This window comes from uncultured Salinisphaera sp., from assembly GCF_964012375.1.
In the GTDB taxonomy this organism is placed as follows: domain Bacteria; phylum Pseudomonadota; class Gammaproteobacteria; order Nevskiales; family Salinisphaeraceae; genus Salinisphaera.
The window spans coordinates 1-18,854 of record NZ_CAXGSH010000004.1; the positions used below are offsets into that span (position 1 = coordinate 1).

Below are 18,854 nucleotides of genomic sequence, written 5' to 3' on the forward strand. Positions count from 1 at the left end.
CGAAGGTGATGCCCTGGTTCGCACAGATATTGCGCGCGACCTGGCGATAGAACGGATGCACGCTCGCCGGCATGAGGATACGCGCCGATTTGGAGCGGCGATTGGCGCGTACCGCCATGAGCACCGCCTCGGCCAGCGCCGAGGCGCCGTCATAGAGCGACGCGTTGGCCACGTCCATGCCGGTCAGGCCCGTCATCATGGTCTGGTATTCGTAGACTACCTGCAGCGTGCCCTGGCTGGCCTCCGGCTGATACGGCGTATAAGCGCTATAGAACTCGCCCCGGGTGGTCAGCTCCCAGACCGCCGCGGGAATATGGTGCTCGTAAGCGCCCGCGCCGATGAAGCACAAACCGCCGGCATCGCGGGCCGCGCGTTCGCCCATGAGCCTGGTCACGGCCTGTTCGCTGGCCCGTTCCGGTATCGAATCCAGGCGCACGTCGCGCAGGCTGGGGTCGATCTCATCAAACAGATCGTCGATGTGATCGACGCCGATCGTTGCCAGCATCGACTGGATATCGTCTTCGGTATGCGGAATGAAAGGCATGGGTCCTCGCAGAACTTGAATACGGCCGGCTGCTTGCAAGCGCCAGGCAAACCCCCGGCGCTTGCCGTGACCGCTAGTCTTCCTCTTCTTCGACGATGCCTTCGTAGGCATCGGCATCGAGCAGTTTCTCGACCTGTTCCGGATCGGAAACCGTCATCTTGAACAGCCACCCTTCGCCAAACGGATCTTCGTTGACCAGCTCCGGCGAATCCTCGAGTTGTTCGTTGATCTCGGCGATTTCGCCGTCGAGCGGCGCATAGATATCCGAGGCCGCCTTGACCGATTCCACCACGGCCACCGCATCGCCGGCGCCCACCTTGGTACCGGCGTCGGGCAGTTCGACGAATACCAGGTCGCCGAGCGAGGACTGCGCATAGTCGGTGATGCCGACCGTGCAGGTGCCGTCGCCGTCGTAGTCGATCCATTCGTGGGTCTTGGTATAGGACAGATCCTTGGGTACTTCGCTCATGGGGCTCCCCTTGCAGCAGGTTGGCGCGGTGCGCGCGATGGTTCGGTGGATTAAAGGCTACTGAGAAAAACGCTCAGTCGTCGAGGCGGCTCTCGCCATTACGCACGAACGGATAGCGAACGATGCGCGCAGGCTGCCACTTGCCGCGCAAACACACTTCGACGCTGTGTTCCCAATCGGCGGGCACTCGGGCGAGCGCGACCGAGCACGACAACGTCGGCGCATAGCTGCCGCTGGTGATTTTGCCCTCGGCATGTTCTTCCTCGACATCGCTGTCGACGGCACGCACCGCGGTCTTGCTGCGCATCACGCCACGCCCTTCCAGCACCAGCCCAACCAGCTTTTGGTCGACGCCCTGTGCGCGCATGTGCTCCAGCGCCGAGCGGCCAACAAAATCGCGCTCTTCGGGCTTGAAGGCCACGGTCCAGGCCAGGCCCGATTCCAGCGGGGTGCGGTCTTCGTCCATATCCTGGCCATAAAGATTCAGGCCCGCTTCCAGGCGCAGCGTGTCGCGCGCGCCCAGGCCGATGGGCGCTACGCCCTTGTCGCGCAGCGTCTTCCATGCGTTCACGGCCTCGTCGGCCGGTAGTACGAGCTCGAAACCGTCTTCGCCGGTATAGCCGGTGCGCCCGATCGAGCGATCATCCTGCGCGACCACGCGAAACGGCTTTAGCTTGAGCGCAGCGGCCTTCAAATCGTCGTCGAACAGCTCGGCGGCGATGTCGCGCCCGCGCGGGCCCTGCACGGCGATAATGGCCAGATCCTGGCGGTGCTCGATCGACACGTCGTAATCGCGGGCCTGACTGCCGATCCAGGCCAGATCCTTTTCCGTGGTCGCTGCATTGACCACGACGCGATACAGATCGTCACTCAGGTGATAGACGATGAGATCGTCGATCACGCCGCCGCGGGTGTTGAGCATGCAGGTATAGAGCGCGCGCCCGGCCTCGTCGATCTTGGCCACGTCATTGGCCAGCAGCCAGCGCAGGAATTCGCGCGACTCTCGACCGCGGATATCGACGACGGCCATATGCGACACGTCGAACATGCCCACGCTCTCGCGTACGGCGTTGTGTTCGGAGATCTGGGAGCCGTAGTCGATCGGCATGTCCCAGCCGGCGAAATCCACAAGCTTGGCGCCGTCGGCGACATGTGCGTCATAGAGCGGGGTGCGTTTGGCCATGACAATCTCTTTGCAGATGAATCAACAGAATACGGGCCGGCCCGGGCTTTCGCCTGCCGCCCCTCTGTCCTGGCACCTGAGAGATTCGCCCCTTCGGTGAGCCGTGGTTCACACGACTGCTCTCCAGAGTCGATCAAGCCGGCGCGTCATGACGCCGGCGCGCGCGTGGTTCGGGTACCTGAGCGTTTCCGGGCGGAAATTTGCGCCTTCGGTGACGGGCGATGGCCCGTTCTCTCCCACGCGGTTATTGACCGTGGCCTCGACTATACCGGCGCGATCCATACAGGCCAAGCGTCGGCCCCGGAACCGCTTTTCACTGCAAAATACAGGCGTTTTGCGTTATTGCAGCAGCCGCGGGCCGTTGTCGGACAGACCCACCGCATGGTGAATCATGATCTGGCGAACCGGGGCAAGGTTCGCTGCCGCCGCGATCGCGCTCTGGCGCAGGTTGCGCAGCAAGGGGTTGGCGCTGCCATAGACGCGTTTGAAGGCGTCGGTGATGCCCAACATCATCAGGTTCTCGGCCATGCGCGCACGCTGATAGCGGCGCAGGTAGGTCATGTCGCCGGCATCGCGACCGGCCGCGCGCCCGGCTTCGAGCGCTTCGACCATGCCCGCCACGTCGAGAAGGCCAAGGTTGACCCCCTGACCCGCCATCGGGTGCACCACATGCGCGGCATCGCCGGCCAGCGCCACCCGCGGACGACAATATTCGCGGGCATGCTGGAGCTTGAGCGGGAAGGACGCCCGCCGATCCATATGCTCGATTTCACCCAGCACATGCCCGCTGGCTTCGCTCAGGCGTGCACGAAACGTCTCGTCGTCGAGTTCGGCAAGCTCCGCGGCGAGCGCATCGTCGGCGTGCCAGGCGAGCGAGCAACGACCGTCCGAAAGCGGCAGAAACGCCACCGGCCCGGTTTCGGTAAAGCGCTGCCAGGCGATATGGCGATGATGCCGCGCCGGGGTGACCGTACCGACGGTACAACGCTGGCCGTACGACCAGCCCGTGGTTTCTATGCCGGCCGCTGCCCGCACCGGGGAATTCGCGCCTTCCGCGCCAACCACGAGCGCCGCGCTCACGGTCGTTCCGTCGTCGAGACGCAGTCGGGCGGCATCCGGGTCGAAGGCCAGGCTTTCCATCTTCGCCGGGCAGTAGATATCGACATCGGTGAGCGCCTGCCACGCGCTGTCGACGATCAGGTTGTTTTCGACGATATGCCCGAGCTCGGGCAGCCCCACCGCGGTATGTTCGAGAAACAGCTCGCTGGCGCCGCCGGCCTCCCAGACCTTCATGCCGGTGAACGCGCAGCAGCGCCGGCGCTCGACCGAGGCCCACAGGTCGAGATTCTCGAGTACGCGCCGCGTGCCTGGCGCAATCGCCGACACGCGCAGCCCGTAGTCCTGGCTGGTATCGAAACGCGGCGGGCGTTTGGCTTCGACCAGTGCCACCGAGAAATCGGCACGCGACAGCGCCACCGCGAGCACGGCACCGACCATGCCGCCGCCGACGATGGCCACGTCATAACGCGGATTGTGACTACTCATGAGCTTGCCTTGCGAATACGCGCCGGGGCCAGGGCCAGCCCCATGCTGCGCCGGGCCATGTCGTCGCGAATCGACGGCATCAGCGACAGACCGAACAAACCCGCGCCGCGGGCATGGTCGAGCATGGGAATACGGTTGGAAAACAGGCGCACGATGGCGTCGGTGAAATTGGCCACGCGATGCTGGTCCGGGCGCCGAGCCTCGGCCCAGGCGGCCAACAGATCGCCGTCGCCGGGATCGAAATCGGGATTGGCGGCGAGGCGCTCGCGCAGCATCGCGGCCAGCAGCAGCGCATCGCGAATCGCCAGATTGAACCCCTGGGCGGCCGCCGGATGCAGGGCATGGCCGGCATTGCCGATAAGCACGGCGCGATCGACCGCGGCCCGGTCGCACAGCACCCGCGCCAGCGGATAGCTGCCGCGCGGCCCGGCCAGCTTGAGCTGGCCCAGACGCTGGCCGAAGGCCGCCTGCAGGCCGTCGATGAATTCGTCATCGCTGACCGCGCACATCTGCTCGGCGCGTTCGCTGGGCAGCGTCCATACCGCGGCACAGCTGGCCCGTGTACAGGGCAGCAGGGCCACCGGCCCGTCCGGGGTGAAGCGCTCGTAGGCACAGCCGCCGTGGGCGCGTTCGGGCTCTACGAAGGTAACGATGGCACGCTGCTGATAATCGTCGGTGCGCGCGCCGATACCCAGCGCGCCGCGTACCGAGGATTGCGCGCCGTCGGCGCCGACCAGCAGGCGGGTACTCAATGTCCGGCTTTCGCCGTCGCCGACCGCACAGGTCAGTTCGATGCGTTCGCCCGCGGCGTCGCGGGTGAGCGATTTGAAGCGTGCCGGGGCAATCACATCCACCTGGCTCATCTGCGCCAGCCGGGCGCGCAGCGCCTCGATCATGGTGAGGTTGGGCAACACATAGCCCAGTGCCGGCAGATCGTAGTCGGCGGCATTCACCCGCACGCTGCCGAAACGGCCCTTTTGGGATACGTGCAATCGTTTGATGGGCGCGGCGTCGTGGGCGATATCGGCCCACAGATCCAGCGCCTCGAACATCCCCCGGGTACCGGCCGCGATCGCGGTGGTGCGCGCTTTCATGTTCTCGTCGGCCGGCGCATCGAAGGCCACGGCCTCGACCAGCGCGATTTTCAGCCCGGTATCGGCCAGCGCGCAGGCAAACGTCGCGCCGGCCAGGCCACCGCCCACTACGGCAATGTCGTACTCGCCGCTCACGGGGTTTCGCTCCGATAGGGTTTGGCCATCAATGCCTCGATCTCGTCGGCGTCCTTGGGCACGTCGGCCGTGAGCACTTCACAGCCGGTTTCGGTGATGACGATATCGTCCTCGACCCGGATACCGATATCCGCAAAGCGCGACGACGGGTTGTCCTGGCCCCGGACATACAGTCCGGGCTCCACGGTCAGCGCCATGCCGGGTTCGAGCAGGCGCCATTCTCCATCCACTTTATAGTCGCCCACGTCGTGGACGTCCATGCCCAGCCAGTGGCTGGTGCCGTGCATGAAATAGGCGCGGTAGCTTTCGGCGGCGATGACCTCGTCGACCGTACCTTCGAGCAGGCCGACATCAATCAGCCCCGCCACCAGCACTCTTAGCGCCGCCTGGTGGACGGCGTTCATCGGCTGGCCGGGTCGGGCGGCCTCGATCGCGGCCCGGTTGGCCGCGAGCACGATGTCGTAAAGCTCGCGCTGGGCATCGGAAAAACGCCCGTTCACCGGAAAGGTGCGGGTGATATCGCCGGCATAGCCGCGATATTCGGCGCCGGCATCGATCAACACCAGGTCGCCGTCGGCCATGGGCGCGCTGTTTTCGATGTAGTGCAGCACGCAGGCGTTCTCGCCCGCCCCGACAATGCTCGGATAGGCCCAGTGCATGCCGTCGCTTTCGAAGGTGTAATGCAGCACGGCGGCGAGCTGATACTCGTACATGCCGGGACGTACCGCCTGCATGGCCGCGCTGTGCGCACGCGCCGAGGTGGCAGCCGCCTGGCGCATGAGTGCGACTTCGTGTTCGGACTTGCGCAGGCGCATGTCGTGGAGCAGGCCGTCGAGGGCCACGATTTCGCGCGGCGGCACGCCGCCCCGCCCCTGGCTGCGCATACCGCCGAGCTGATCGAGCACGCTCTGCTCGAATTCGGGATGCGTGCCGAAAGACAGATAGAGCCTGCGACGGCCGTCCAGCAGACGCGCGAGCCAATCCTCGAATTCGTGGATGGCAAAGGCCTGATCGGCGCCGTAGTCGGCCATGGCGCCGTCCGGACCGGCCCGCCGGCCGATCCAGACCTCCTGATCGGCGTTGCGGGCACGACAGAACAGGATGTAATCCCCGGCCTCGAAGCCGGGCGCGATCACCGCGATCGCCTCGGGCTCGCAGAAGCCGGTCAGATAGCGAAAATCGCTGTTCGGCCGATAGGGATAATCGACATCGTTATTGCGGTTGCGCTCGGGGGTGGCCGCGATCATCGCCACGCCATCCGGGCCCACGATATCCGCGATGCGCGCACGACGGGCTGCATGAATCGCCGGCTCGTCGCTGTGCTGCAGATGCGATTGGTCTCTCATCCGATCCCTCGTCCAAGCCTTTCAAGAAAACAAACCGAACCCGTCATCGCGATTGCTAGTGCAGCGACTCGCGCCGCGTGGGCCCTTCGCGCCCGGGCTGAAGCTCGAGGAAGACCATCTGTACGCCGACCCGCACGTATTCCACCAGCTCGGCATAGTCGGCTTCGGCCGATTCGTTGTCCGCGTCTTCGGCGGTCAGGCCCGCGCGCGACAGCTCGGTGAGGTCGTTGACCACCTCGCGGACTTCGCCGGAGAGGTTGTTGATATCGAAGCTGCCGTCGGCGCTCAGGCCATAGAGAAAACCGGCACACCAGCGTGCGAGCGCCTGCACGCGCCGTTCCAGATCGACATCGTCGGCCGGCAGCAGTGGCTGAAAACTCAGGTCCGGATCGAACAGGCCTTCCAGGGTCATCTCGCGCAGCGCGTCCAGCGCGCCTTCGATCTTGTCGTTCTTGACGTCTTCGACCGCGCGCGCGCCGCTGATTTCGTTATCGACACAGAGCATGCCGGTGAGCGTGCCGTGCACCTCGCCCGGCGTCTGTACCGACTCGGCCTGGGTCAGGCCTATCTGGAGGGCATCGAAGATGTTGTTCTGGCTGTTGCCTTGGCTCATGTCGCGCTGCTTTTTTGCAATACGCCATGGTAGCAAAGCCGACTATTGACCCGGCGCATCGAAGTTCGTGGGCGACTGTGCTTGGCCGGACCTTGGCCGGGCTGGGGCGCCGCCCTCGTATCAGCCCCCGGCCTCTAAACAACGCCCAGGCAGCAGAAATAGATGAGGTTATAGAAGGCATGCACGCTCGCCGGCGACCAGAGCCTGGCATGCCGTTCCCAGAGCACGCCGAATACGAGCGCGGGGAAAAAAGTCGCCAGCGCCCAGGCCGGCGGATGGGCCAACAGATGCGCGCCGGCAAACAGCACGGCAGTCAGGAGATTGGCCGCGCTCAGCGGCCCCCAGCGCCTGCGCATACGGCCACGCAGCCAGTCGTGCACGCCGAGCCGAAACACTATTTCTTCGAGCAGGGGCAGTACGACGACCGCCAAGACGAAGACCTGTGTGCCCGGCCAGCGCAGTAGAAACTGCGCTGGCGTGGCGAGCGTGATCAGCCAGAGAGCGGGCACGGCGGCGACAAGCGCCGCCGCATAAACCGGGTCGCCCCAGGGGGATCGCGGTGTCGGCTCAGACGAGCCGACGACGGCGACCCACCCCAACCGCGGCCGCTGCGAGCAGCAGGACCCAGAGCGGGTCGAAACGACCTTCGCCGGTCAGCGTACAGCCGCCGCCGCTGCTGCCGCTGCTGCTGTCCGAACTTGAAGAACCACCCGTGCTCACCACCGGTTCGGTGACGGGTTCGGCAGGTTCTTCCTCGGTGTCGTCGTCAGGCTCGGCGATGGCCTGATCGGCCTCGTCCGGGCAACGCGCGCCGTTAGCCAGCGTCCAACCGATGTCTTCAAGCACGCAGGTGGTCAGACCGATGCCGCTGGCGACATTGTCGTTGCCGGTGGCAAAAGGCTCCATGATCTGGTCCGGAGAAAGCGACTCGTCCCAGTGCGAGATCGAGCTGCCGGGACTGACAGGCGACGGCGCATACAGCATCACCCGGCCCTCCTTAAGACCGTCGGTGAGAATACTGGCCGCGCGGCTGCCGGTATTGATATCGCTCCAGACCACGTTTTCGCTGTTGGTCAAGGACTGGGCACGCTGCTCGTCGGTGAGCTCGGTCCAGAGCGGGTCGCCGGGGAAGGACAGATCCTGGATGAAGGTGCTGTAAATATCGGGCAAGCGTGCGCCGCCGTCGCTGGTCTGCGGAAACTGCCCGGCTCGCGAGTTGGCGTTGTCGATGAGCGCGACCAGCGATATGAAGCCCACGCCGTGCGTGAGTTCGTGTTCTACCGTGCTTACGAAGCTCGGGCGGTCGCTGGGCGTTACGCCGTTGATGCCGTAGTACCAGCTGGCACCCTTCAGGCAACCGGTGCCCTCGTCGAGAGTCGGATTGAACGTGGCACGGATATCGTTTGCCGTATCCGGCACCCGCGAACCACGCAGGGCGTTCGCCAGCGCCAGCGGATAGAAGACGTTGCTTCGCGCGCGGCTGGTCGTGGTGAAATTGGCGACGTAGCTTATCGGCCCGGCCGCGCCCAAGGTCGCGCTCTCTGGGTCGCAGCTCAACGTCTCGTCGAAGTCGGCGACGATGCGAATCGGAACCCTGCTGTCAATTCGGCTGCCCAGGATATCGGCGGCGTACTGGAAAGCGATGCGGCGCTGCTGTCCCAGCGTGGCGCCGTTATTGCCACCTTCCGGTGCGACCGGCGTGGGGTCGTTGAAGCCGCTGTCGGGGCCGTCGTTGACGACCAGCACCATGTCGGCGGCGCTGGCGGTCGAGGCCGTGCCGAACAGCAGGGCCATGCCGAGCGTTGTGGCTCCGGCTAACGATCGTGCGTAGCGCATAACGCCTCCGTGCCATCGCTGGCTTCGTCGTGGCCAACGTGGCCCATATGCAGACTGCCGTCCGCACAACGCACCGCGCGCGTGCGCGGCGCGGATTCAAAACGGGGGGTCAACATCTGTGCGCCTTCGCTGTTGGTCCAGGCCTTCGGCGCCGGGGCGCGCGTCTTCTGGGCGGCCTCACCCGGTTTCGGGGCTTCCCGCTTTTCCGCCGGCGGCGCGACGATTTCGCCGCTTTCCGGGTCGATGAAGATCTTCTGCTCGGCCGCGAACACGGCCGTCGAACCGGCCACGCCGAGGCTGGCGGCAAGCAGCCATGCCACTACCGGTGTTTTCAACAATCGCATTGGTTTCGTCATGGTTGCATGACCCTCATACGTGGATAGTCGACCTGGCTTACGCCACTCGACTTCATCAAGTTTCGAACCGCGGGTATACCATGCGGTGTTCCGACGATATACAGGCCGGCGCAGGCCGACCATACAAACCGAATATGACAGTACTCGACTGGCAACAAACCCTGGCCACGCTGATCGGGCATCGCACCATCAGCAGCGACAACCCGAGCCTAGACTGCGGCAATCGCGCCGCCGTCGAAGACCTGGCCGACGCACTCGAACAGGCCGGTTTTGCCTGCACGATCACGCCCATGCCTGAGCGCGACGACAAGGTGAACCTGGTCGCGCGCCTGGGCACGGCCGAGCAAGCCAGCGAGCACGGACTGGTGTTCGCCGGCCATATCGATACCGTGCCCTATGACGATAACGGCTGGCACAGCGACCCCTTTAGCCTCACCGAGCGCGACGGCAAGCTCTACGGCCTGGGCAGCTGCGACATGAAAGGCTTTATCGCGATCGCCGCCGCCGTGGCCAGCGAATACGCGGCCGAAAAATTGTCCGCACCCGTGAGCCTGCTGGTATCGGCCGACGAGGAATGCGGCATGGACGGCGCCCGGGCCCTGCTCGACGCGCACCGCGAAAACGGCCAGCGGCCGGGCCGCTACTGCGTGATCGGCGAGCCCACCAATCTGGTGCCGATTCGCCAGCACAAGGGTATTTTCATGGAAACGCTGGAGGTGCACGGTGCCTCCGGGCATTCCAGCAATCCTGCCCTCGGCGCCAACGCCATTGAGGGCATGTATCGCGCGCTCACCGCGATTCGCGCCCTGCGCGACGAACTGGTCGAGCGCCAGCGCATCGCCGGTTTCCCCGTCCCCCATGCCACTCTCAACCTGGGCGCGATCTCGGGCGGCGACAACGCCAATCGCATTCCGGCCCGCTGCCGACTCGATATGGACCTGCGTTTTCTGCCCGGCATGACCAGCGACGGACTGCGCGCCGAACTGCATGAACGCGTGGCCGACGCGCTCGCCGACAGCGACTGCACGATTCATTTCCGTGAGCTGTTCACCGGCACGCCGGCGTTCGAGACCGCCGGCGACTCGCCGATCGTCACCGCCTGCGAGGAGTTGTCCGGACAGGCCGCAGCCGCCGTGGATTTCGGTACCGAAGGTTCGTTCTACAACGCCATGGGCATGGACAGCGTAGTGCTCGGCCCGGGCGATATCGCCCAGGCGCATCAGCCCAACGAATATCTGGCCGTCGAACGCGTCGCGCCGATGCAGCGCATCCTGCACGGGCTCATCGAGCGCTTCTGCCTCGCCCGCTAGCCGCGACACCCGCATAATATTCGGATGAACCAGACGCACACTGCCTCGCAGCCGCTCGCCCCCGCGGGCAACGCCGAACCGCGCCATCCCGACATGGTCGCCTCGCTGCGTGCGAGCGCGCCCTATGTGCATGCCCATCGCGGGCGTACGTTCGTTATCCATGTGCCGGGCGAGGCCGCAGCATCCCCGGCCTTTGCCGATCTGGTATACGACATCGCGCTGCTCGCCAGCCTGGGCGTACGGCTGGTCATCGTGTTCGGCGCGCGCCCGCAGATCGATGCCGCGCTGGCCGATGCCGGTCTTTCGACCCGCTTCGTCGACGGCGTACGCGTGACCGACAGCGCCGCACTTGCCTGCGTGAAACGCGCGGTCGGCAGCCTGCAAATGGATATGGAAGCGCTGTTGTCGACCAGTCTGGCGAGCACGCCCATGGGCGGCGCCCGCATCGTGACTGCCAGCGGCAATCTGGTCACGGCCCGTCCGGTAGGCATCGCCGGCGGTATCGATCATGGCCATACCGGCGAAGTCCGGCGTATCGACGTGGCCAGCATCAACGCGCATCTGGAGCGCGGCACCATCGTGTTGATGTCCTGTGTGGGCTATTCGCCGTCCGGCGAAATCTTCAACCTGTATGCCGAAGAGGTCGCCACCGCGACCGCCACGGCGCTGGCCGCCGACAAGTTCGTCGTGCTGCACCCGGGCGCGTCCCTGCACGAACGCTTTGCCGATACGCCGGCAGAGCTGGATATCCAGACCGCACGCCGGCTGCTGGCGACCGAATCCGCGCCGTTACAGGCCGCCGATCGGGCTCGCCTGCAGGCCGCGATCAACGCGTGTCAGGCCGGCGTGGCGCGCGCCCATCTGGTGAGCTTCGATACCGACGGCGCCCTGCTCAGCGAGCTGTATTCGCGCGACGGCGCCGGCACCATGATCGCCGCCGACACCTACGACATCACCCGCACCGCGACCGCCGATGATCTCGGCGGCGTGCTCGCGCTCATCGAGCCTCTGGCCGAGGCGGGTATTCTCGTGGCGCGTTCGCGCGAACAGATCGAGCTGGATATCGGCCATTACGTGGTGCTCGAACGCGACGGCCTGATCACCGCCTGCTGTTCGCTCATGCCCTATGCCGAGGAAAGTGTGGGCGAGCTGGCCTGCGTGGCCGTACATCCGGACTATCGCGGCCAGGACCGGGCCGAACGTCTATTGGTGGAGGTCGAACGCCGGGCGCGCGCCGCCGGTTTGGCACGTATCTTCGTGCTCACCACCAAAACACCGCACTGGTTCGTCGAACACGGCTTTGCCCCGGCCGACCTGGGTGCACTGCCGTTGGCCAAGCGCGCGCTCTACAACTACCAGCGCAACTCGGCGGTGCTGATCAAGGAGCTGGCATGAGTCGCCGGGCCCACGTTCCGCGGGTATTCGTCGAGAGCCCTTTGGCGGTCGGCGAGGCGATCGAACTGGCCGACGCCAAGCGTCATCACCTGGCCACCGTTCTGCGCCTGGGCGCGGACGCCCCGGTCACGCTGTTCAACGGCGACGGTCATGAATACGGCGCGCGTATCGTCCAGGCCGAGCGCAAGCGCATGACGCTCGCCGTGGAAACCCAGCATTCGCCAGAGCGCGAATCGTCGCTGTCGATCACCCTCTATCAGGCCATCGCCCGCGGCGATCGCATGGACTTTGCCCTGGCCAAGGCCGTGGAGCTGGGCGTGACCGCCATCCGCCCTGTGTTTACCGAACGCGGCAAGGTCAAGCTTGAAGGCGACCGGCTGGCCAAGAAACAGGCGCACTGGCAGGCGGTGGTCGAATCCGCAGCCGAACAGAGCGGCCGGCTCGTATGCCCGCCGCTTCATCCCGCCACCCACCTGGCACAGACACTCGATGAAGACGCGCATACCGACGGCCTGCGACTGATGCTCGCCCCTACCGCCACCACCGGCCTGACCGCGCTGGCGAAAAACACGCGCACGACGCTGCTCATCGGCCCCGAATCGGGCCTGTCCGAGGCCGAAATCTCCAGCGCCGAAGCCGCCGGCTGGCAGCCCATCACCCTCGGTCCGCGCGTGCTGCGTACCGAAACCGCGGGCATGGCGGCACTCGCCGCGCTGCAGTCGCTCTGGGGCGATCTGGCCGGCTAGGCACGCCGCCCGGCCCGGCGGCGGCCAGCACGCCGCGCCCATATTCCTGCCGCTTTCCAGACATTCATTCGCGGCCGCTACGACTTGCGCCCGCGGTTGCCGAACCGACCTGCGTTGCATGCCGGCCGATCGGCCATCCGCGGTCTGCGCGCGAAAGCGGATCATGCAGCGACCGCCGCGCCACGCCCACGCGGCTGACGCAGGTAAAACGATCGTTTTACCTTGGGCTCATGGATATTGACCAACAGCTGCTGGCGGCTGCAGAACGCCTGTTCGATCGCAACGGTTTCAATGCCACGGGCATGGGCAAACTGGTTCGCGAAGCACGGCTTTCGAGCCGAACCGTCTACAAGCATGCGGGCAACAAGAATGCGTTGATGGCGCGGGTACTGTCCGAACGCCACCGCCGTTTCTTCGAGCACACCGATTTCAGCACGACGACCGCGCTGTTCGACTCGCTGGCCGAATGGTTTGCCGCAGAGGGCATACGCGGCTGCCTGTTTTTCCGGGCCGAAGCCGAAACCGGCGGCGACATACCCGAGATCGCCGCCGAGGTCGCCGCCTACCATCAGCAGTTGATCGAACACATCGCCGAACTGGTCGTGCGCGAAACCGGCCAGGCGGATACACAACTGGCCGATCAGATTCTGGCGCTGTTCGAAGGCGCAACCACGGCTGCCACCTACCGCGGCGCGGCGGTAATCGATGCCGCACGCAGCTGTGCCTGCCAGCTGGTGAACGCACGGACCCGGCCATGACGCCCGCGCTTCGTATCGGCGCGACCGGCTTCGGGCTGATCGCGGTCTGCTACGGCTTTGCCCGCTTCGCCTTCGGCCTGTTCCTGCCCGAGATCCGTAGCGACCTTGGGCTGTCCACCAGCCTGGCCGGCGTCATATCCGGCGGCGCCTTTGCCGCCTACTGTGTCGCCATCATCGTTTCGGCCCGCTGCTCGGAGCGTTTCGGCGCGCGCGTCGTCGCGGTCGCCGCCGCGACCGTGGCCGCGGCCGGGCTGCTCGGCATCGCGCTTTGTACATCGCCGGTATGGCTGGCGGTATTCGTAATTCTTGCCGGCGCCAGCACCGGCCTGGCCTCGCCGCCATTGGCCGACGCGGTGTCGTATGCGGTGGCCCCGGCGCGTCGCGATCTCACCAACACGATCATCAACGCCGGCACCAGCGCCGGCGTGGCGCTGTCGGGGCCGTTCGCGCTGGGACTCGGTGAGCAGTGGCGCCTCGTTTTCATGATTTTCGCCGCCACGGCCGCCGCGCTGGGGGTCGCCTCGTACCTGGCCTTGCCGGCCGACGGCTCGAAAAACGGTCGTATCGACGGGCTGGGTATGCCGCCGTTGCACGCCAACCTGCTACGGCTGGTCGCGGCGTCGTTTCTCATGGGCGCCTCCAGCACCGCGCTCTGGTCGTTTGGCGGCGAGATCGCACAGGCACGGCTCGACTGGTCGACTCGGCTGACCGGCATGCTGTGGATCGCGATCGGCGCGGCCGGCATTCTGGGCGCGGCCGCCGGTTGGATGGTCGCGCGCCTGGGCATCAATACCGTACATCGATTGTTCCTGGTGGCGCTCGTGGCCGGTATAGCCATGACCGGACTGGCGTTCACCACGCCCACCTTCACGCTCTTCGGCGGCGCGCTGTTCGGCGCAGCCTACGTCATGCTTGCCGGCGTCTATCTCATCTGGGGTACCACGACACTGCCCGACCGGCCCGGTACCGGCCTGATGGTCGGGTTTCTCACGATCGCCGTCGGCCAGACCGCGGGCGCGCCGGTGTTCGGGGTGCTTATGAGCCAGGCATCGTTACAGACGGCGGTATGCGTTTTCGCGGGCCTGGGGCTGACGCCCGCGCTGTTCCGGTTTCGTGCGATCGCCGACTGCCTGACAGGCTCGCCCAAGCCCCTTGGAGCGCGCCTTTGAGTTCATTTAATCCGGCTATCGGACTGCCACGAAAATTTAATTTACCAAGTACTTCAGAAGCGCTTGCAAGCGCCGTAATATACCGTCTCAAAGCCCACTCGGCGCCCGCCGCGTGTCGTTCATCAGCCTTAAGTAGTCGCCGTGAAAGCGCTGATTTCTCTCGGATTTTTGATTCGTCGCGATTATGCGTCGATGGTTGTGCGTTTGTCGCGTCTGCGCGCCACGCTCGCGTGGTGGTGGATGCTGCGTTCACGCCGCTATATCGTGCTGCGTAATCTGGCGGTCCAGACCCCGAGCGCGCTGATACATCTGGGGCTGGTGGTGGTGAGCACCCGCGGCTTGTTCATCATCGAACCGCTCGATGCGAGCATCGCCCACGACCTGGGTTCCACCGACTGGCCCGAGCGACCCATGCCGAACGCCGCCAACGACGATAATCCCGTCGATCGTTGCGAGCAGCAGGCCCGCGAAGTGGCCGAATTGCTCGAGGAAAACCGCAGCTTCGTCAGCCCGGTACTCGTTACCGTCGGCAGTCTGCCGATCGAGCGGCCGCCCAATCTCGTGTATGGCCCGGCGCTCGCCGAGTACATCCGCAGTTACCGGGTGGAAGTGTTTTCCACACGCCGCCTGCAGCAGATCGTCGCGCAGCTGTCCGGACAGACACCGGCCAAACTCCAGGCCGCCGCCTGAGCGCATAGCCGGGCAAAAGCCCGGCGGCGGCCGCATTGGCCCCGTTTGACTAAGGCCTAACGATCCGCCAACAGGAAACGCAGATTCCCTTGCGGCCAGTCTCGTCTTTCCAGACAAGACAGGATCCCAAGATTTCGCAGATCTACACAGATTCCGTGACAGGCCGTTTCGTACAACGTCGACGTGCACGATGTTGGAAGCGAGCATAGGGGCCGAACACGCCCCATTCTTCAATCCCTCAAATCTGCGTGATCTGCGGTTGCCTTCAAGAACGAAGCCGTACTGACCAATCGCAGTCATGCGTTCGCAGAAAACGCGGCGACTTCAGCTTGCCTGAACGAAAGCCAGGCACGGCACGCCTGCGCTACCATGCGCGCTTATTCGACAATCGCTGGGGCGCGGCAATCCGCGTCCCGTATCAGGAGCTGCGGCATGGCCACCCGTCTCGGCGTCGTGATGGATCCCATCGCGGATATCACCCCTTACAAGGACACAACCCTCGCCCTGTTGCTCGAGGCAATGCGACGCGATTACGAGATCGTGTATTTCGAGATGTCCGACCTGTTCGTACGCGACGGCGTGGGCTACGGCACGGGACGCCGTCTGGAAGTGTTCGACGACAACGACGACTGGTATCGCTTCACCGGCGAGTCCGAGATTCTGCCCCTGGCCGATCTCGATACCATCCTCATGCGCAAGGATCCGCCGTTCGATACCGAATACATCTATGCCACCTATATTCTTGAGCTGGCCGAGAACGAAGGCACGCTGGTGGTCAATCGCTGCGATGCGCTGCGCGACGTCAACGAAAAGATGTCGATCAACCGGTTTGCCCACCTGACCGCGCCCACGCTTGTTGCCCGCCGCAGCGCCGACTTCAAGCGCTTCATCGCCGAGCATGGCGACGCGGTGATCAAACCGCTTGATGGCATGGGCGGCTCGCGCATCTTCCGGGTCAAGACCGGGGACGACAATATTTCCGTGGTGCTGGAAGTGCTTACCGAGCACGGCAGCCGCTATGCCATGGCCCAGGCCTATCTGCCGGCCATCAAGGAAGGCGACAAGCGCATTCTGGTGGTCGACGGCGTGCCGGTGGACTACGCGCTGGCACGCGTGCCGGCGGAAGGCGAACTGCGCGGCAACCTGGCCGCCGGCGGGCGCGGCGTGGGGCGGCCGCTCACCGATGCCGACCGGGCGATCGCCGAGGAGATCGGCCCCTATGTGCGCGAAAAAGGCCTGTTGTTCGTGGGCCTGGACGTGATCGGCGACAAGCTCACCGAAATCAACGTGACAAGTCCTACCTGCGTACGCGAGCTGGACAAGCAGTTCGGCATCAATATCGCCGCAAAACTGTTCGACGCGATCGAGCGACGGCTGGCCTGATACCGGCATGTCCAGCGTTCGCGCGCGGTTTTGTTTTTCCCTGGCGATCGCGCTGATCGTGCATGCGCTGCTGCTGGGCTGGTCGAGCCGTTCCTCGCAGGCCGACCCGGACGACGCCCGCCTGCTTTCGGCCACGCGTAGCGTGGCCGATGCGGCTGCAAACGCGCCGGATACGTCGATCCGCGCGAGCCAGAACCAGCAGGGCGACGACCGCGCTTCGCAACAGGCACAGCTGGCCAATACGCCCTCGCAAACCCCGCCGCATACGCGTTTTCAGCCTCCCGGCGACCGCACCCTGACCCGCTTCGTGGCGGTCGCGGAACCCGAACCAAGGCCGCAAGAGCCAATCCCGGAGACGCCCGCCACACCCAACGCCGCGATCGAGATCATCCGCAAGCCCCGCCCTGCCCAGATCTCGGCGGCCGCACAGGATGCACGGGCAGCTTATCTCGAGCTCTGGCAGGAACGAATCGAGGCGCGTGGCAGCCGTCGCTATCCGGCCGATCTGCTGGACGCCGCGCGGCCGCGACGCTTGACCATGGCCGTGCGCGTACGAGCCGACGGCACGTTGCTTGCCGTGCGCGTACTGCGTTCTTCCGGCAACAACGCGCTCGACAACGCTGCGCTTGCGATCGTGCGCGGGGCGGCGCCCTATCCGCCTTTTGCCGAGCCGCTCAAGGCGCTCACCAACGAACTGAGCTTCGCCTACGACTGGCTTTTCGAGGCAGGCAACTCGAACGAGATCAGCAGCAACGATTAGGGTCTATCGGCACTGGCTATAGGCGTGTCAGGCAAGACGCGGGCCGCCGAGCGTGGCGGGCCCACGGTCAAGGCCCGCAACGACGTATGGCGCGTCCGCAACGGGCAATTCCCAACGAATAACGATCGGTCGGCGCCCAAGCCACGGCAATCCGGCGTTATGGTTCATGGGTTGGCTCGCTAACGTGGAATAACCACGGGCCACTCGCGATGCCTTGTCTGGTCGCGGCCTGGTCGCCGATGCGGCGGTGGCCTATCTCTCGACGACACGCCCTAGCCCGCCATCAAAGCAGCTGACCGGGTCGAACGCCGGCACCTGTCCGTCGTTTCTTCCAGGGCCTTCACGGCCGTTCGCCGTGGCGCGCGTGCTTTCGCGAACACGCGTTATCAACCCGAAACCTGTCCATGAAATAAGCTATTTTCGGGCCGGATGAATAATCACGCGGGCAATCATTTGCCCGTATGCGAACGCTCGGCGGATAATGACGCCATGACACATGGAATATTCCGTAACCAGTTCCTGCTCGCCATGCCGGGCCGTGTCGGCGGCGATTTCGCCGATAGCGTGACCTTCATCGCCGAGCACAACGACGATGGCGCCATGGGGCTGGTGATCAACAAACCCAGCGATCTGTCCGTGCACGACATGCTCGCGCATATGGACATCGAAGCCCAAGTGCCGGCCAAGCAGCCGGTCTACTGGGGCGGCCCGGTACAGACCGAGCGCGGCTTCGTACTGCATCGCGACGAGGGCCACTGGGAATCCACCCTCAAGGTGGGCGGCGGCCTGGCCCTGACCACCTCGCGCGACGTGCTGGAAGCCATCGGCAACGGCTTCGGGCCCAGCGAGTATCTGATCACCCTCGGCTATGCCGGTTGGGGCGCGGGCCAGCTCGAAGACGAAATGCTGGCCAACAGCTGGCTGAATACACCGGCCAGCGACCCGATAATATTTTCCACGCCGGTGGAGACGCGCTGGGCCGCAGCGGCGCGCCTGCTTGGCCTGGAAGCCCATCAGCTATCGGGCCTGGTCGGCCATGCCTAGCATCACGGAGCACGCCCATGGCCGGTGACGCAAACGTATTGCTGGGCTTCGATTTCGGCACCAAGCGCATCGGTGTGGCCGTGGGCAATGCCATTACCGGTAATGCCCAGGCGTTGACCACGCTGCACTACAGCAACGCCGGCGGCGGCCCGGACTGGCAGGGGCTCACCCGTATCGTGGCCGAATGGCGCCCGGGCGGGCTGGTGGTCGGCCTGCCCCTGGCGAACGACGGCTCCAGCCAGCCCATGACCGAAAACGCACAAGAGTTCATGCGCCAGCTCGGCGAGCATTTCGATATTCCCGTGCACGCCATGGACGAGCGTTTTTCCACCATAGAGGCCATGGAACGCCTGCGTACCGCGCGTGCCAGCGGTAGCCGCGGTAAGCGCCTGGCCAAGGGCGATTCCGACTCCATGGCCGCCCAGGTCATCCTCGAAGGCTGGCTCGCCAACGGCGGGGCATCATGATTCGCGTGTTT

General features: G+C 65.2%; 19 protein-coding genes, 1 pseudogene and 2 riboswitches. Of the genes and pseudogenes, 10 read left to right on the forward strand and 10 right to left on the reverse strand.

Annotated features, from left to right (window positions below):
* The 10 genes and pseudogenes from ABNU97_RS01400 to ABNU97_RS01445 form a co-directional block, all read right to left on the reverse strand.
* Positions 1 to 544, reverse strand: a pseudogene (locus ABNU97_RS01400) (glycine dehydrogenase); the annotation flags it as partial.
* Between the two features lie 73 nt (positions 545 to 617).
* A complete protein-coding gene (gene gcvH, locus ABNU97_RS01405) occupies positions 618 to 1,013 on the reverse strand; it encodes a glycine cleavage system protein GcvH (RefSeq protein WP_348764959.1) in 396 nt (131 codons plus the stop codon).
* A 73-nt stretch (positions 1,014 to 1,086) separates the two neighbouring features.
* A complete protein-coding gene (gene gcvT, locus ABNU97_RS01410; RefSeq protein WP_348764960.1) occupies positions 1,087 to 2,196 on the reverse strand; it encodes a glycine cleavage system aminomethyltransferase GcvT in 1,110 nt (369 codons plus the stop codon).
* A 54-nt stretch (positions 2,197 to 2,250) separates the two neighbouring features.
* Positions 2,251 to 2,333: riboswitch (glycine riboswitch) on the reverse strand.
* 19 nt (positions 2,334 to 2,352) lie between these two features.
* Positions 2,353 to 2,445, reverse strand: a riboswitch (glycine riboswitch).
* A 90-nt stretch (positions 2,446 to 2,535) separates the two neighbouring features.
* Positions 2,536 to 3,741, reverse strand: a complete 1,206-nt coding sequence (locus ABNU97_RS01415) for a UbiH/UbiF/VisC/COQ6 family ubiquinone biosynthesis hydroxylase (RefSeq protein WP_348764961.1) — start codon at positions 3,739 to 3,741, stop codon at positions 2,536 to 2,538.
* On the reverse strand, positions 3,738 to 4,970 hold the full coding sequence (ubiH, locus tag ABNU97_RS01420; RefSeq protein ID WP_348764962.1) for a 2-octaprenyl-6-methoxyphenyl hydroxylase: 1,233 nt from the start codon (positions 4,968 to 4,970) through the stop codon (positions 3,738 to 3,740). The genes ABNU97_RS01415 and ubiH overlap by 4 nt, the downstream gene beginning before the upstream one ends.
* Entirely contained in the window at positions 4,967 to 6,316 is a 1,350-nt protein-coding gene (gene pepP, locus ABNU97_RS01425) for a Xaa-Pro aminopeptidase (RefSeq protein ID WP_348764963.1), read from the reverse strand. Before pepP ends, ubiH begins: the two co-directional genes overlap by 4 nt.
* 55 nt (positions 6,317 to 6,371) lie before the next feature.
* Entirely contained in the window at positions 6,372 to 6,929 is a 558-nt protein-coding gene (locus tag ABNU97_RS01430; protein WP_348764964.1) for a UPF0149 family protein, read from the reverse strand.
* Positions 6,930 to 7,063: 134 nt separating this feature from the next.
* Positions 7,064 to 7,438 (reverse strand): JDVT-CTERM system glutamic-type intramembrane protease, encoded by a 375-nt coding sequence (gene mrtJ / locus ABNU97_RS01435; RefSeq protein ID WP_348764965.1) that lies wholly within the window; start codon positions 7,436 to 7,438, stop codon positions 7,064 to 7,066.
* Positions 7,439 to 7,496: 58 nt separating this feature from the next.
* The gene (locus ABNU97_RS01440; protein ID WP_348764966.1) at positions 7,497 to 8,723 is read right to left on the reverse strand and encodes a JDVT-CTERM domain-containing protein; all 1,227 of its coding nucleotides are present in this window, start codon (positions 8,721 to 8,723) and stop codon (positions 7,497 to 7,499) included.
* A 20-nt stretch (positions 8,724 to 8,743) separates the two neighbouring features.
* Positions 8,744 to 9,100, reverse strand: a complete 357-nt coding sequence (locus ABNU97_RS01445; protein ID WP_348764967.1) for a hypothetical protein — start codon at positions 9,098 to 9,100, stop codon at positions 8,744 to 8,746.
* 155 nt (positions 9,101 to 9,255) lie between these two features.
* Between ABNU97_RS01445 and argE the strand changes: the two genes are divergently transcribed.
* The 10 genes from argE (at position 9,256) to ruvX (ending at position 18,843) form a co-directional block, all read left to right on the forward strand.
* On the forward strand, positions 9,256 to 10,431 hold the full coding sequence (gene argE, locus ABNU97_RS01450) for an acetylornithine deacetylase (RefSeq protein ID WP_348764968.1): 1,176 nt from the start codon (positions 9,256 to 9,258) through the stop codon (positions 10,429 to 10,431).
* Between the two features lie 24 nt (positions 10,432 to 10,455).
* Positions 10,456 to 11,826 (forward strand): amino-acid N-acetyltransferase, encoded by a 1,371-nt coding sequence (gene argA, locus ABNU97_RS01455; protein ID WP_348764969.1) that lies wholly within the window; start codon positions 10,456 to 10,458, stop codon positions 11,824 to 11,826.
* On the forward strand, positions 11,823 to 12,572 hold the full coding sequence (locus tag ABNU97_RS01460; RefSeq protein ID WP_348764970.1) for a 16S rRNA (uracil(1498)-N(3))-methyltransferase: 750 nt from the start codon (positions 11,823 to 11,825) through the stop codon (positions 12,570 to 12,572). The genes argA and ABNU97_RS01460 overlap by 4 nt, the downstream gene beginning before the upstream one ends.
* Positions 12,573 to 12,802: 230 nt before the next feature.
* Positions 12,803 to 13,330: a helix-turn-helix domain-containing protein gene (locus tag ABNU97_RS01465; protein ID WP_348764971.1), complete on the forward strand. Its 528-nt coding sequence runs from the start codon at positions 12,803 to 12,805 to the stop codon at positions 13,328 to 13,330.
* Positions 13,327 to 14,499: an MFS transporter gene (locus ABNU97_RS01470; protein ID WP_348764972.1), complete on the forward strand. Its 1,173-nt coding sequence runs from the start codon at positions 13,327 to 13,329 to the stop codon at positions 14,497 to 14,499. Before ABNU97_RS01465 ends, ABNU97_RS01470 begins: the two co-directional genes overlap by 4 nt.
* 192 nt (positions 14,500 to 14,691) lie before the next feature.
* Positions 14,692 to 15,189 carry a hypothetical protein gene (locus ABNU97_RS01475; protein ID WP_348764973.1) on the forward strand — a complete coding sequence of 166 codons (498 nt, stop codon included), beginning with the start codon at positions 14,692 to 14,694 and terminating at the stop codon, positions 15,187 to 15,189.
* A gap of 432 nt (positions 15,190 to 15,621) precedes the next feature.
* Positions 15,622 to 16,572, forward strand: a complete 951-nt coding sequence (gene gshB, locus ABNU97_RS01480; protein ID WP_348764974.1) for a glutathione synthase — start codon at positions 15,622 to 15,624, stop codon at positions 16,570 to 16,572.
* A 7-nt stretch (positions 16,573 to 16,579) separates the two neighbouring features.
* Positions 16,580 to 17,332, forward strand: coding sequence for a TonB family protein (locus tag ABNU97_RS01485; RefSeq protein ID WP_348764975.1), 753 nt, complete (start codon positions 16,580 to 16,582; stop codon positions 17,330 to 17,332).
* A gap of 489 nt (positions 17,333 to 17,821) precedes the next feature.
* Positions 17,822 to 18,376, forward strand: coding sequence for a YqgE/AlgH family protein (locus ABNU97_RS01490; protein WP_348764976.1), 555 nt, complete (start codon positions 17,822 to 17,824; stop codon positions 18,374 to 18,376).
* A gap of 17 nt (positions 18,377 to 18,393) precedes the next feature.
* Positions 18,394 to 18,843: a Holliday junction resolvase RuvX gene (gene ruvX / locus ABNU97_RS01495; protein WP_348764977.1), complete on the forward strand. Its 450-nt coding sequence runs from the start codon at positions 18,394 to 18,396 to the stop codon at positions 18,841 to 18,843.
* Positions 18,844 to 18,854 lie beyond the last annotated feature (11 nt).